The sequence below is a fragment of the Pseudomonas sp. M1 genome, assembly GCF_022760135.1.
Taxonomy (GTDB): domain Bacteria; phylum Pseudomonadota; class Gammaproteobacteria; order Pseudomonadales; family Pseudomonadaceae; genus Pseudomonas; species Pseudomonas citronellolis.
The window spans coordinates 5,070,641-5,083,586 of sequence record NZ_CP094343.1 but is presented as its reverse complement, the minus strand read 5'-3'; the positions used below and the strand labels follow the sequence as shown (position 1 = coordinate 5,083,586).

At 66.2% G+C, this 12,946-nt stretch carries 11 protein-coding genes; all 11 read left to right on the top strand.

Annotated elements, in window-relative coordinates; all coding sequences use genetic code 11:
- Positions 1-133: 133 nt before the first annotated feature.
- Positions 134-877, top strand: a complete 744-nt coding sequence (gene flgF, locus PM1_RS22300) for a flagellar basal-body rod protein FlgF (RefSeq protein ID WP_009620836.1) — start codon at positions 134-136, stop codon at positions 875-877.
- 46 nt (positions 878-923) lie between these two features.
- Positions 924-1,709 carry a flagellar basal-body rod protein FlgG gene (flgG, locus tag PM1_RS22295; protein ID WP_009620838.1) on the top strand — a complete coding sequence of 262 codons (786 nt, stop codon included), beginning with the start codon at positions 924-926 and terminating at the stop codon, positions 1,707-1,709.
- Positions 1,710-1,767: 58 nt separating this feature from the next.
- On the top strand, positions 1,768-2,460 hold the full coding sequence (gene flgH / locus PM1_RS22290) for a flagellar basal body L-ring protein FlgH (RefSeq protein WP_009620840.1): 693 nt from the start codon (positions 1,768-1,770) through the stop codon (positions 2,458-2,460).
- Between the two features lie 14 nt (positions 2,461-2,474).
- On the top strand, positions 2,475-3,584 hold the full coding sequence (locus PM1_RS22285) for a flagellar basal body P-ring protein FlgI (protein ID WP_009620845.1): 1,110 nt from the start codon (positions 2,475-2,477) through the stop codon (positions 3,582-3,584).
- 10 nt (positions 3,585-3,594) lie between these two features.
- Positions 3,595-4,812: a flagellar assembly peptidoglycan hydrolase FlgJ gene (gene flgJ, locus PM1_RS22280; RefSeq protein ID WP_009620847.1), complete on the top strand. Its 1,218-nt coding sequence runs from the start codon at positions 3,595-3,597 to the stop codon at positions 4,810-4,812.
- A gap of 26 nt (positions 4,813-4,838) precedes the next feature.
- Positions 4,839-6,845 (top strand): flagellar hook-associated protein FlgK, encoded by a 2,007-nt coding sequence (gene flgK, locus PM1_RS22275; protein ID WP_009620849.1) that lies wholly within the window; start codon positions 4,839-4,841, stop codon positions 6,843-6,845.
- A 10-nt stretch (positions 6,846-6,855) separates the two neighbouring features.
- Positions 6,856-8,445 (top strand): flagellar hook-associated protein 3, encoded by a 1,590-nt coding sequence (locus tag PM1_RS22270; RefSeq protein ID WP_009620851.1) that lies wholly within the window; start codon positions 6,856-6,858, stop codon positions 8,443-8,445.
- Between the two features lie 470 nt (positions 8,446-8,915).
- A complete protein-coding gene (locus PM1_RS22265; RefSeq protein WP_009620853.1) occupies positions 8,916-10,034 on the top strand; it encodes a DegT/DnrJ/EryC1/StrS family aminotransferase in 1,119 nt (372 codons plus the stop codon).
- Positions 10,031-10,726 (top strand): WbqC family protein, encoded by a 696-nt coding sequence (locus tag PM1_RS22260; protein WP_009620855.1) that lies wholly within the window; start codon positions 10,031-10,033, stop codon positions 10,724-10,726. The genes PM1_RS22265 and PM1_RS22260 overlap by 4 nt, the downstream gene beginning before the upstream one ends.
- The gene (locus tag PM1_RS22255) at positions 10,723-12,114 is read left to right on the top strand and encodes a bifunctional cytidylyltransferase/SDR family oxidoreductase (RefSeq protein WP_009620856.1); all 1,392 of its coding nucleotides are present in this window, start codon (positions 10,723-10,725) and stop codon (positions 12,112-12,114) included. Before PM1_RS22260 ends, PM1_RS22255 begins: the two co-directional genes overlap by 4 nt.
- Complete coding sequence (locus PM1_RS22250) at positions 12,095-12,946, top strand: LicD family protein (RefSeq protein WP_009620857.1); 852 nt, start codon at positions 12,095-12,097, stop codon at positions 12,944-12,946. The genes PM1_RS22255 and PM1_RS22250 overlap by 20 nt, the downstream gene beginning before the upstream one ends.

Genomic DNA, 12,946 nt, shown 5'->3' with positions numbered 1-12,946 from the left:
TCCTTCGGGAGCCTTTTCTTTTTCATTCGTCCTTTTGAATCAGCGGCTTGCGTTGATTTTTCAATTCTGGCACAGCCCTTGCTGAGACACCTCCAGCACCGCCGGGAATCCGACCCGGCACTGGAGGAATACCTTGGACAGAATGCTGTATGTCGCCATGAGCGGCGCGAGCCAGAACACGCAGGCCATGCAGGCTCACGCCAACAACCTGGCGAACATTTCCACGACCGGTTTCCGTCGCGACTTCGAACAGGCGCGCGCGATGCCGGTCTTCGGCGACAGCTTTCCGGCGCGCGTGTTCGCCATGAGCGAACGCCCGGCCACCGACTTCACCGCCGGCGCCCTGCAGGAAACCGGGCGTGACCTGGACGTCGCCGCCAAGGGCGACGCCTGGATCGCCGTGCAGGCCCCGGATGGCGGCGAAGCCTACGTGCGCACCGGCAGCCTGGAAATCGACGCCCTCGGCCAGCTGCGCACCGGCGACGGTTTGCCGGTGCTCGGCAACGGCGGGCCGATCGCCATTCCGCCGGAAGAGAAGATCGAGATCGGCGAGGACGGCACCATCACCGTCCGCGGCCAGGGCAACAATCCCAACGCGCTGGCCACCGTCGACCGCATCAAGCTGGTCACCCCGGACCCGAAGCAGCTGGAGAAGGGCACCGACGGCATGATCCGCATGAAGCAGGGCCAGCCGGCGCCGCAGCCCGACGCCAACGCCACCGTGCAGTCCGGCTTCCTCGAGGCGAGCAACGTCAACGCGGTGGAAGAGATGACCTCGATCCTGGCGCTGTCCCGCCAGTTCGAGCTGCACGTGAAGATGATGCGTACCGCCGAGGACGATTCCCAGGCCATGGCGCGGGTTTTGCAATTTAGCTAATCACCAGATCGAGGCGTCATGAATCCGACGCCCGAGGAGAAGACATATGCTTCCGGCACTGTGGGTCAGCAAGACCGGCCTGTCCGCCCAGGACATGAACCTGACCACCATTTCCAACAACCTGGCGAACGTCTCGACCACCGGCTTCAAGCGCGACCGCGCCGAGTTCCAGGACCTGCTGTACCAGATCAAGCGCCAGCCCGGCGCCCAGTCGACCCAGGACAGCCAACTGCCCTCGGGCCTGCAGCTGGGTACCGGCGTGCGCATCGTCGGCACCCAGAAGAACTTCACCGCCGGCAGCCTGCAGACCACCGACAACCCGCTGGACATGGCGGTCAACGGCCGCGGCTTCTTCCAGGTGCTGACCCCGGACGGCACCGTCGCCTACACCCGCGACGGCAGCTTCCACCTGAACTCCGACGGCCAGATCGTCACCTCCAACGGCAACGCCCTGGAGCCGGCCATCGTGGTCCCGGCGGAAACCCAGACCTTCACCGTCGGCAACGACGGCACCGTCTCGGTGACCGTGGCCGGCAACTCGCAGCCGCAGATCATCGGCAACATCCAGACCGCCGACTTCATCAACCCGGCGGGCCTGCAGGCGACCGGCAACAACCTGTTCCTGGAAACCGCCGCCAGCGGCGCGCCGCAGGTCGGCACCCCGGGCCTGAACGGCCTCGGTACCGTGCAGCAGAACACCCTGGAGAACTCCAACGTCAGCGTGGTGGAGGAGATGGTCAACATGATCACCACCCAGCGCGCCTACGAGATGAACTCCAAGGTGATCTCCACCGCCGACCAGATGCTGTCCTTCGTCACCCAGAACCTTTGATGCATGACGCGGGCCCCGCGGCCCGCCAGTTAGTGGCTCTCCCCGAGAGGTAGTTGCAATGAACCGTTCCCATCTTCTCCCGCTGCTGGCGCTCGCCGCGCTGGCCGGCTGCGTCAGTCCTCCGCCGAAGCCGGACGACCCGTACTACGCGCCGGTCATGCCACGCACGCCCATGCCCGCGGCGCAGAACAACGGTTCCATCTACCAGGCCGGGTTCGAAAACAACCTCTACGGCGACCGCAAGGCCTTCCGCATCGGTGACATCATCACCATCACCCTCAACGAGAAGACCCAGGCGAGCAAGAAGGCCAACTCGGACATCTCCAAGGACAGCAGCAACAAGATGGGGCTGACCTCGCTGTTCGGCAGCAAGGCCACCACCAACAACCCCTTCGGCAGCGGCGACCTGAGCCTCAGCGCCGAGTACAGCGGCAACCGCGAGACCAAGGGCGACAGCGCAGCGGGGCAGAGCAACAGCCTGACCGGCTCGATCACCGTGACCGTGGCCGAAGTCATGCCCAACGGCATCCTCGCCGTGCGCGGCGAGAAGTGGATGACGCTGAACACCGGCAACGAGCTGGTGCGCATCGCCGGGCTGATCCGCGCCGACGACATCGCCACCGACAACACCGTGTCCTCGACCCGCGTGGCGGATGCGCGCATCACCTACTCGGGCACCGGCGCCTTCGCCGACGCCAGCCAGCCGGGTTGGCTGGACCGCTTCTTCCTCAGCCCGCTGTGGCCGTTCTGAGCAGGTGACCTGAGATGTCGATGTTCTCCCGCCTGCTCTTAGTACTCGGCCTGTCCTGCCTGACGCTCGCCGCCCACGCCGAGCGCCTGAAGGACATCGCCAGCATCCAGGGCGTGCGCAGCAACCAGCTGATCGGCTACGGCCTGGTGGTCGGCCTCAACGGCTCCGGCGACCAGACCACGCAGACGCCCTTCACCCTGCAGACCTTCAACAACATGCTGGCGCAGTTCGGCATCAAGGTGCCGGCCGGCAGCGGCAACGTGCAGCTGAAGAACGTCGCCGCGGTGTCGGTGCACGCCGACCTGCCGGCGTTCGCCAAGCCGGGCCAGACCATCGACGTGACCATCTCCTCCATCGGCAACGCCAAGAGCCTGCGCGGCGGCAGCCTGCTGATGACCCAGCTCAAGGGCATCGACGGCCAGACCTACGCCATCGCCCAGGGCAACCTGGTGGTGGGCGGCTTCGACGCCGAGGGTCGCGACGGCTCGAAGATCACCGTCAACGTGCCGTCGGCCGGGCGCATTCCCTCCGGCGCCACCGTCGAACGCGCGGTGCCGAGCGGCTTCGACCAGGGCAACAGCCTGACGCTGAACCTCAACCGCCCCGACTTCACCACCGCCAAGCACATCGTCGACCGCATCAACGACATGCTCGGCCCGGGCGTGGCCCAGGCCATCGACGGCGGCTCGGTGCGCGTCAGCGCGCCGCTGGACCCGAACCAGCGGGTGGACTACATGTCGGTGCTGGAGAACCTGGAGATCCAGTCCGGAGAGGCGGTGGCCAAGGTCATCATCAACTCGCGCACCGGCACCATCGTCATCGGCCAGAACGTGCGCGTGTCGCCGGCCGCCGTGACCCACGGCAGCCTCACCGTGACCATCACCGAGGACCCGATCGTCAGCCAGCCCGGCCCCTTCTCCAACGGCGAGACCGCGGTGGTGCCGCGCTCGCGGGTGAACGCCGAGCAGGAAGCCAAGCCGATGTTCAAGTTCGGCCCCGGCACCACCCTGGACGAGATCGTCCGCGCGGTGAATCAGGTGGGCGCGGCGCCCAGCGACCTGATGGCCATTCTCGAAGCCCTCAAGCAGGCCGGCGCGTTGCAGGCCGAGCTGATCGTCATCTGAGGACGCCGCCATGGACGCACGACTGCTCAACTCCGGCACCAGCGCCGGCGCCAGCCAGGCCTACACCGACCTCAACCGCTTGAGCCAGCTGAAGAGCGGCGACCGCAACAGCCAGGGCAACATCCGCAAGGTGGCCCAGGAGTTCGAGTCGCTGTTCCTCAACGAGATGCTCAAGTCGATGCGCTCGGCCAACGAGGTGTTCGCCAAGGACAACCCGCTCAACAGCGAGACCGCCAAGCAGTACCAGGACATGTACGACCACCAGCTGTCGGTGTCCCTGGCGCGCGAGGGGCACGGCATCGGCCTGGCCGACGTGCTGGTCAAGCAGATGGAGAAGATGCAGGGCGTGCGCCACACCGGCAACAACCCCTTCGCCCAGGTGCAGGCGCAATCCGATACCCAGGCCACCCAGGCGGTGGCGGGGCAGGACAGGCAGCGGGCGAAGAGCCTGTGGTCCGCCAGCGGCAAGCCGCTGACGCAGCCCGAGCCCGGCCGCGACGACCGCCAGGCGCTGAACGCGCGGCGCCTGGCCCTGCCGGGCACGCTGGCCAAGCGCATCGCCGCCGGCATAGTGCCGGACGCCAATGCCGCCAGCGCCAGCCAGCCGACGCAGCTGGCCAGCAGCGACTGGCGCAACGGCAAGGGCTACACCCGCCAGGACGATACCGCCAGCAGCACCGCCGTCGCCGATACCTCGGCGATCTCGATCAGGCCGGGCAAGTCCATGTTCGCCTCGGCCGACGACTTCGTCGCCACCATGCTGCCCATGGCCGAACGCGCGGCCAAGCGCATCGGCGTCGACCCGCGCTACCTGGTGGCCCAGGCCGCGCTGGAAACCGGCTGGGGCAAGAAGATGATCGCCCAGCGCGACGGCAGCAGCAGCCACAACCTGTTCGGTATCAAGAGCGGCTCGAGCTGGAGGGGCGATTCGGCACGCGCGCTCACCAGCGAGTACGAGAACGGCAAGCAGGTGAAGGAAGTGGCCTCGTTCCGTGCCTACAACTCTTTCGAGCAGAGCTTCCAGGACTACGTCAGCTTCCTGCAGAACAACGACCGCTACCAGGGCGCCCTGGACTCCGCCGCGCGCCCCGAGCAGTTCATGAAGGAATTGCAGCGCGCCGGCTATGCCACCGACCCGCAATACGCGCGCAAGGTCTCGCAGATCGCCAGGCAGGTGCAGGTCTACCAGACCGTGGCCATGGCCGACGCCCCGACCCGTACGCTTTGAAGAATGGAACGCTCTAAGGAAAGCCCATGAGCCTGTTATCCATAGGACTGTCCGGCCTCAACGCTTCGCAAACGGCGCTGAGCACCACCGGCAACAACATCACCAACGTCGACACCGCCGGCTATACCCGCCAGCAGTCGATGCAGGTCAGCTCGGCCGCGCAGTTCTCCGGGCGCTACTACGTCGGCACCGGCACCACGGTGCAGGACGTGCGCCGGATGTACAGCGAGTTCCTGGCCAACCAGCTGCGTGGCGCGACGGCGGTGAACAGCGATGCGCAGACCTACCTGAGCCAGGTCAACCAGGTCGACTCGCTGCTGTCGGACAGCACCACCGGCCTGTCCTCGGTGATGCAGAACTTCTTCGCCTCGCTGCAGACCGCGGCCGGCACCCCGACCGACGCCGCCTCGCGGCAACTGGTGCTGACCCAGGCGAAGAACCTGGCGCAACGCTTCAATTCCATCTCCACTCAGCTGGGCACCCAGAACAGCTACGTCAACACCCAGATGAGCAGCCTGGCCGGGCAGGTCAGCGACCTGGCCAAGACCATCGCCCAGTACAACCAGGCGATCACCGCCGCCGAGTCCGCCGGCGCCAGCGCCAACGACCTGCAGGACAAGCGCGACCAGGCGGTGGTGCAACTGTCGGACATGATCGGCGTCAGCGTGGTCAAGCAGGGCAGCAGCTACAACCTCTACCTGGGCTCCGGCCAGCCGCTGGTGGTGGGCAGCAACGCCTCGACCCTGAGCGCCGCGCCCAGCGCCAGCAACCCGTCGCAGTACAGCCTGTCGCTGAACTCCAGCTCCAGCGGCGTGACCGTGGACGTCACCTCGGTGGTCACCGGCGGCCAGATGGGCGGCCTGCTGCGCTACCGCAGCGAGGTGCTGAACACCACCCAGAACGAACTGGGGCGCATGGCCATCGTCCTCGCCGACACCTTCAACAGCCAGTTGGCCCAGGGCCTGGACCTCAACGGCAACTTCGGCGCCGCGCTGTTCAAGGACATCAACGACGCCAGCGTGATCGGCAACCGCAGCCTGGCCAACGGCCTCAACAGCGGCACCGGCAACCTCAACGTCAGCATCGACGACAGCAGCGCGCTGACCACCAGCGACTACGAGGTGACCTTCACCTCGGCCACCGGCTACACCGTCAGGCGCCTGTCCGATGGCGAGGTGATGGGCAGCGGCGACCTCACCGACGATCCGCCCAAGGAATTCGACGGCTTCAGCCTCAGCCAGCAGAGCGTCGGCACCATCCAGGCCGGCGACCGCTTCACGGTGATCCCCACGCGCACCGCCGCGGCGGACATCTCCGTGGCCATGACCGACGCCAACCGCCTGGCGCTGGCCTCGCCGCTGGTCTCCACCACCACCACCGGCAACATCGGCAGCGGCACCATCAGCGGCACCAGCCTGACCACCGAGCTCGACGCCAGCAACAGCGCCGACCTGGCGGCGGCGATCAAGGCCGGCATGCCGGTCAAGCTGGTGTTCGACGCCGCCGCCGGCGACGGCACCCAGGGCTACACGATCTACGATTCTGCCGGCAACTCGCTGGGCACCGGCAGCATAGTGCCGGGGCAGAGCAACGACATCAGCGTCACCGTGCCCGGCACGCCGTCGTTCAGCTTCCAGACCAGCATCGGCGGCTACCCCGGCAGCGGCGACAGCTTCACCGTCGCCTTCAATTCCGATGGCGACGCCGACAACGGCAACGCGCAGAAGCTCATCGACCTGCAGAGCGCCAAGACCGTGGGCAGCGGCACCGGCAGTGGCAGCGGCATGAGCCTGACCGGCGCCTACAGCAGCCTGACCGAGACCGTCGGCGCCCAGGCCAACCAGGCCAAGCTTGACGCCACCGCCACCAACGCGGTGCTGACCCAGGCGCAGAACACCCGCGACTCGCTGTCGGCGGTCAACCTCGACGAGGAAGCGGCCAACCTGGTGAAGTTCCAGCAGTACTACACGGCCTCCGCGCAGATCATCAAGACCGCGCAGACGCTCTTCGACACCCTGATCAACAACATCTGAGGCGGCCGTGATGCGTATTTCCACCCCGCAGATCTTCAGTTCCAACATCGACAACTACAACCGCGGCTACGCCAGCCTGGCCAAGACCCAGGAGCAGATTTCCAGCGGTGTGCGCATCCAGACCCCCGCCGACGACCCCGTCGGCGCCGCGCGCCTGCTGCAACTGCAACAGCAGCAGGCGCTGCTGACGCAATACAGCAGCAACATGACCACAGCGCAGAACGCCCTGAACCAGGAAGAGAGCGTGCTGTCCTCGATCACCAACGTGCTGCAGCAGGCCCGCGAGGTCGCGGTACGCGCCGGCGACGGCTCCCTCACCGACGACGACCGCAAGGCCCTGGCCGACCAGCTCGGGCAGATCCAGCAGCAGCTGCTGACGCTGATGAACAGCAAGGACGCCAGCGGCAACTACCTGTTCTCCGGCAGCAAGAGCACGGTGCAGCCGTTCATCCAGAACGCCGACGGCACCTACAGCTACCAGGGCGACCAGAGCTCGCTGAACCTGCAGATCGCCGACAACCTGCTGCTGCCGACCAGCGACAACGGCTGGAGCATCTTCGAGATGGCGGCCAACGCCAGCCGCACCACCAGTTCGCTGAGCAGCAACCCGAACAGCGACGGCGTGCAGCGGGCGTTCCTCTCCCAGGGCACGGTGACCAGCGACAGCACCTACAACGCCAACTTCCGCGATGGCGCGCCCTACACCCTGAACGTGCTCAGCGGCACCCAGTACCAGATCCTCGACAAGGACGGCAACGACGTCACCAGCGAGGCCAACACCAACGGCACCTACGACGCCACCTCCGCGGACAGCAACGCCATCAGCTTCCGCGGCGCGCAGTTCCAGCTCGACGTCTCGCTGCCCAGCAGCGACGACGCCAGCGACATGGACAGCCTGGTCGGCGGCTACAGCTTCAGCTTCGGCATGGCCCCCGACGACATCTCGATCAAGCGCAGCGCCACCAACACCTCGGGCGCGCAGATCACCAGCGGCACGGTCAGCAACCAGACCGCCTACGCCACCCAGTTCCCGGCCAACGGCGTGCAGCTGAAGTTCACCAGCGCCACCGACTACGAGGTCTACGCGCTGCCGGCTGCCCAGGGCGCCACGCCGATCTCCAGCGGGACCCTCGGCGGCACCTTCCCGCAGACCATCAGCGTGGCCGGCGTCGACCTCTCGATCAGCGCCTCGCCGGCGGCCGGCGACCAGTTCAGCGTCACCGCCAGCTCGCCGGAGCGGCAGAACATCCTCAACACCATCGGCGACCTGCGCACCGCGCTGAGCGCCTCCACCGCCGACGATCCCCAGGCCCAGCTGAACATCCGCAACATGGTGGCCTCGGCGCTGACCAACATCGACAATGGCATGAACCAGGTGATGAACGTGCAGTCGTCGGTGGGCTCGCGGCTGAACACCATCGATGTGCTCAGCCAGGAAAACCAGAGCCTGAGCCTGACCAACAGCACCACCCAGTCGTCGATCCGCGACACCGACATGGCCGAGGCCACCTCCAAGCTGGTGCTGCAGCAGACCATGCTCGAAGCGGCCCAGGCGGCGTTTGCCCGGGTCAGCCAGTTGAGTCTGTTCAACAAGCTCTGAGCCTACTCGATCGCCGTGCGCCTCCCGTGGGAGGGCGCGCGGCGTTTCCTTCGGCGGCAATCCCTTGCCGCTGCCTCCCGCTTTCTCCTGCCAGCGCTTCAAGCCTTCCCCAATCCCTCATACGCCGCGTCCCGCGCACCTTCGCGGAAGATGGCATTCAATTTGCTGAGGTCCTCTCGGGGCGATTCTTTCAGTCAGCGAATTGACGCCCCGTCCACTGGCTGGACTCCTACGGGAGTCCAACCGCCAGTGCTTTCGGAACCTTCGCCAGACCTTGCCGTAGCGGCAGGCGGGGAGAGATGCAGCATGTCGAACACGATCATTCCCTCTGGAGCCCCGGCCAGGTCCGGTATTGGCCAGGAGCCTTCGAACCGCCTCCGCATGAATGATGGATACGAGGGGAAGCCCGACTTCCCCCTGTCGTATTCCCGTCGCTGCGTCCGCCCGATGTCGGTCGGCAGGGAGTAGTCATGACCAAGATCATCCCGGTCACCCGGCCCCTGCTGCCGCCCCTCGAAGAATTCCTGCCCTACCTGGAACGGGTCTGGGCCAGCGGCATCCTCACCAATGGCGGTGACATGCACCGTGCGCTGGAGAAGGCGCTGTGCGAGTACCTGGGCGTCGAGCACATCGCCCTGTTCGCCAACGGCACCCTGGCGCTGGTCACCGCCCTGCAGGCATTGCGCGTCACCGGGGAAGTGATCACCACCCCTTACTCCTTCGTCGCCACCGGCCATTCGCTGCTGTGGAACGGCATCCGTCCGGTGTTCGTCGACATCGATCCGCAGACGTTCAGCCTGGACCCGGCGAAGATCGAGGCGGCGATCACCCCGCAGACCACCGCGATCATGCCGGTGCACTGCTACGGCAACCCCAGCGACGTCGAGGCCATCCAGGCCATCGCCGACAACTACAACCTGCGGGTGATCTACGACGCGGCCCATGCCTTCTCGGTGCGCGACGCCGGCGGCAGCATCCTGCGCCATGGCGACCTGAGCGTGCTCAGCTTCCACGCCACCAAGGTGTTCAACACCTTCGAGGGCGGGGCGATCATCTGTCCCGACGAGAAGACCTACCGGCGCATCGGTCACCTGAAGAACTTTGGCTTCGTCAACGAAACCACGGTGGTGGCCCCCGGTATCAACGGCAAGATGAGCGAGATCAACGCTGCCTTCGGCCTGTTGCAGCTGCAGCACATCGACCGCGCGCTGGCGCGGCGCAAGGAAATCGACGGCCTCTACCGCGAGCGCCTGGCCGGCTTGCCGGGGCTGAGCTTCATCGAGTTCCGCCCCGGCTGCGTGTCTAACCACGCCTATTTCCCGGTGCTGATCGACGAGGATTTCGCCCTGGAGCGCGACCGGCTGTACGAACTGCTGCGCGATCAGGGCATCGTGGTGCGCCGCTATTTCTATCCGCTGATCAGCGACTTCCCGATGTACCGCGGGTTGCCGTCGGCCGAGCCGAGCAACCTGCCGGTCGCCCGCCAGGTGGCGAGCCGCGTCCTGTGCCTGCCGATCTACCCGGACCTGGCCGACGAGGATGTCGAGCGCATCTGCGACCTGGTCGTCAGCGCGGGAGTCCGGGCGTGATTCTCGCGGTCATGCAACCCTATTTCTTCCCCTACCTGGGCTATTACCAGTTGGCGGGGAGCGTGGATCACTTCGTCTTCCTGGACGATGTGGCATTCATCCGCCGGGGGTTCATCCACCGCAACAACATCCTGCTCGACGGCCAGCCGTTCCGCTTCACGCTGCCGGTGGCAGGGGCCAGCCAGAACATGCGGATCGACCAGCACCGTTTCGTCGGTGAGCACGACAAGTTCCTTCAGGTGCTGCGTCATGCCTACCGGCAGGCTCCCTTCTTCGACGAGGTTTTCGCCCTGGTCGAGTCCATTTGCAGGATGCCCGAGCAAAACGTCGCCAACGTCTGCGCCGCGTCCATCCAGGCGGTGTTCGCCTATCTCGGCAGGCCGTTTTCGGCTTCCTTCGCTTCGCAGAAGCCCAGCGCGCTTCGGGGGCAGGAGCGCATTCTGGAGCTTTGCCGGCTCTTTGACGCCGACACCTACCACAACGCCAGCGGTGGCCGTTCGCTGTACAGCGCCGCCGCGTTCCGGGAACAGCACGTGCAACTGCGTTTCGTGCACGGCTGCTTTCCTGCCTACCAGCAACAGAAAGTGGAGAACTTCATGCCAGGCCTGTCGATGATCGATGTGCTGATGCACAACCCGCCTCAGGCCGTCGAGCGGATGCTGTCGATGGGCGAGTTGGAGGATGCAGCATGACCACCAGCGCAATCGAATCCCCGGTCATCGCCGTAGTGCTCGCTGGAGGGCGTGGCCTGCGCTTCGGCAGCGAGGTGCCCAAGCAGTTCGTCAAGCTGGCTGGGCGCATGGTCATCGAGCATACCGTCGAAGTCTTCGAGCACTCGCCGGCAGTGGAGCAGATAGTGCTGGTGGTGCCCGGCGGCTACGAAAGCGTGCTGTGGGAGGCGGTCACCCGCAACGGCTGGCGCAAGGTGGCGAAGATCGTCGCCGGTGGCCGCGACCGTGCCGACTCCACCGCTTCGGCCATCGCCGCCCTGGACGGGCAGCCGGAACAGGCGCGGATTCTCATTCACGATGCGGCTCGCCCGCTGCTGGACCAGCCGACCATCGTTCGCTGCCTCGATGCGCTGGAGCGATACGAGGCCGTGGACGTGGTGGTGCCTGCCAGCGATACCATCGTCGAGGTGGCAGAAGAGGGGCACATTCGCGACATTCCCGACCGCAGCCGGCTGCGCCGTGGGCAGACGCCGCAAGGGTTCCGGCTGGGCATCCTGCGTGAAGCCTATCGGCTCGCCCTGCGGCATGGACTGGAGGGCGTGACCTGCGATTGCGGCGTACTGCGCCGGGAGATGCCCGAGGTGACCATCGCCACTGTTTCCGGCTCTCCGTCCAATCTGAAGATCACCGACGGGGTGGACCTGTATATCGCCGAAAAGCTGATCCAGATCCGCAGCACCGAGGCTGCGCAGGACGACGGCCTGCAAGGGCTGCTGCGTGACCGCGTGGTGGTGGTGATCGGCGCAAGCTACGGCATCGGCGCTTCGGTGGCCGAGCTGGCCAGGGCCCATGGCGCTCGCGTCCATGGCGCCAGCCGTGGCGACGGCAACATCGATATCTCCCGGCGCAGCGACGTGGAACGCTTCCTGGCTGAAGTGGCACAGCGTGAAGGGCGGATAGACGCGGTGGTCAATACCGCCGGCATGCTGTTGCACAAGCCATTGACGCTGCTGAGCGAGTCCGAGGTCGAGCAACTCATCGCCACCAACCTCACCGGCACCATCCACCTGGCCCAGGCCGCCCATGGGTATCTGCGAGAAAGCCGCGGCTGCCTGGTGAATTTCGCCTCCAGCTCCTACACCCGGGGCCGCGCATTCTACGCCGCCTACAGCGCCACCAAGGCTGGGGTGGTCAACCTCACCCAGGCATTGGCCGAGGAGTGGGCGAGCGAAGGAATCCGCGTGGTCTGCATCAACCCCGAACGGACCCGCACGCCGATGCGCACGCGCAACTTCGGTGCCGAGCCGGTCGAGAGCCTGCTGGACCCTTCGGCTGTGGCGCTCGCTACCCTGCAGGCGCTGGGCTCGACCCTGACAGGCATGGTGTTCGATGTCCGCCGTCATGCTTGATCGGGCCACGGTGGCCGGCGTGCCCCTGGAGCAGATCCAGCAGCGGGCCTTCGCCGTACTGTGCGCGCTGGTCGATTTCTTCCGGGCCCATGCAATCGACTACTACCTGGTCGGCGGCACGCTGCTGGGCGCCGTGCGCCATGGCGGTTTCATTCCCTGGGATGACGACATCGACATCGTCGTGCCGCGCAAGGATTACCGCCGTCTGCTCGGGTTGCTGGATCGATTGCCGTCGACGTTGCGGGCGATCCATCCGTCCATCGATGCCCATACGCCTTATCCGTTCCTGGTGGTGAGCGATCGCCATTCGCGTTGGGTGGTGGACTACGCACGCCCGTTCGACCGGGGCATCGGGGTGGATATCTTCCCGTTGGACGGCGTTCCGCCTCCCGGCCTGCGTCGCCGTCTGTTGCACAAGTCCATCGCGCTGCTGCGCTCGATGACCATGAACAAACAGAAGGGCTACTACCCACGTCCCGTCCCGCCGGGCCAGCGTTGGCGTTTCGCGCTGGTGGCCGTGATGGCGAGCCTGGTGCCCCGTGCCCTGCTTTTCGCCGCCTACGACCGCCTGGTGGCAATGGTTTCGCTGAGCGATAGCGGGTGGCAAGGCAACCTGTACGGCCTGTATGGCGAGCGCGAAATAGTGCCTACCCAGGTGTTCGGCAAGGGGGCTTCGGTCGTGTTCGATGGGCGCGGTTTCCGCGCGCCGGAGCAGACCGAGGCCTATCTCACCAGCATCTATGGCGACTTCCGGCAACTGCCTCCGCTGGAGCGACGCCACTCCGGCCACCGCATAGCCCTGGCTTCCCTGACTTCCGCCGATGGCGCATGA

Bases quoted from the DNA above. Each gene is read 5' to 3' on its own strand.
- PM1_RS22270 (WP_009620851.1), top strand. From the start codon at position 6,856: ATGCGTATTTCCACCCCGCAGATCTTCAGTTCCAACATCGACAACTAC.
- PM1_RS22265 (WP_009620853.1), top strand. From the start codon at position 8,916: ATGACCAAGATCATCCCGGTCACCCGGCCCCTGCTGCCGCCCCTCGAA.
- flgJ (WP_009620847.1), top strand. From the start codon at position 3,595: ATGGACGCACGACTGCTCAACTCCGGCACCAGCGCCGGCGCCAGCCAG.
- flgG (WP_009620838.1), top strand. From the start codon at position 924: ATGCTTCCGGCACTGTGGGTCAGCAAGACCGGCCTGTCCGCCCAGGAC.
- flgK (WP_009620849.1), top strand. From the start codon at position 4,839: ATGAGCCTGTTATCCATAGGACTGTCCGGCCTCAACGCTTCGCAAACG.
- PM1_RS22250 (WP_009620857.1), top strand. From the start codon at position 12,095: ATGTCCGCCGTCATGCTTGATCGGGCCACGGTGGCCGGCGTGCCCCTG.
- PM1_RS22285 (WP_009620845.1), top strand. From the start codon at position 2,475: ATGTCGATGTTCTCCCGCCTGCTCTTAGTACTCGGCCTGTCCTGCCTG.
- PM1_RS22255 (WP_009620856.1), top strand. From the start codon at position 10,723: ATGACCACCAGCGCAATCGAATCCCCGGTCATCGCCGTAGTGCTCGCT.
- flgH (WP_009620840.1), top strand. From the start codon at position 1,768: ATGAACCGTTCCCATCTTCTCCCGCTGCTGGCGCTCGCCGCGCTGGCC.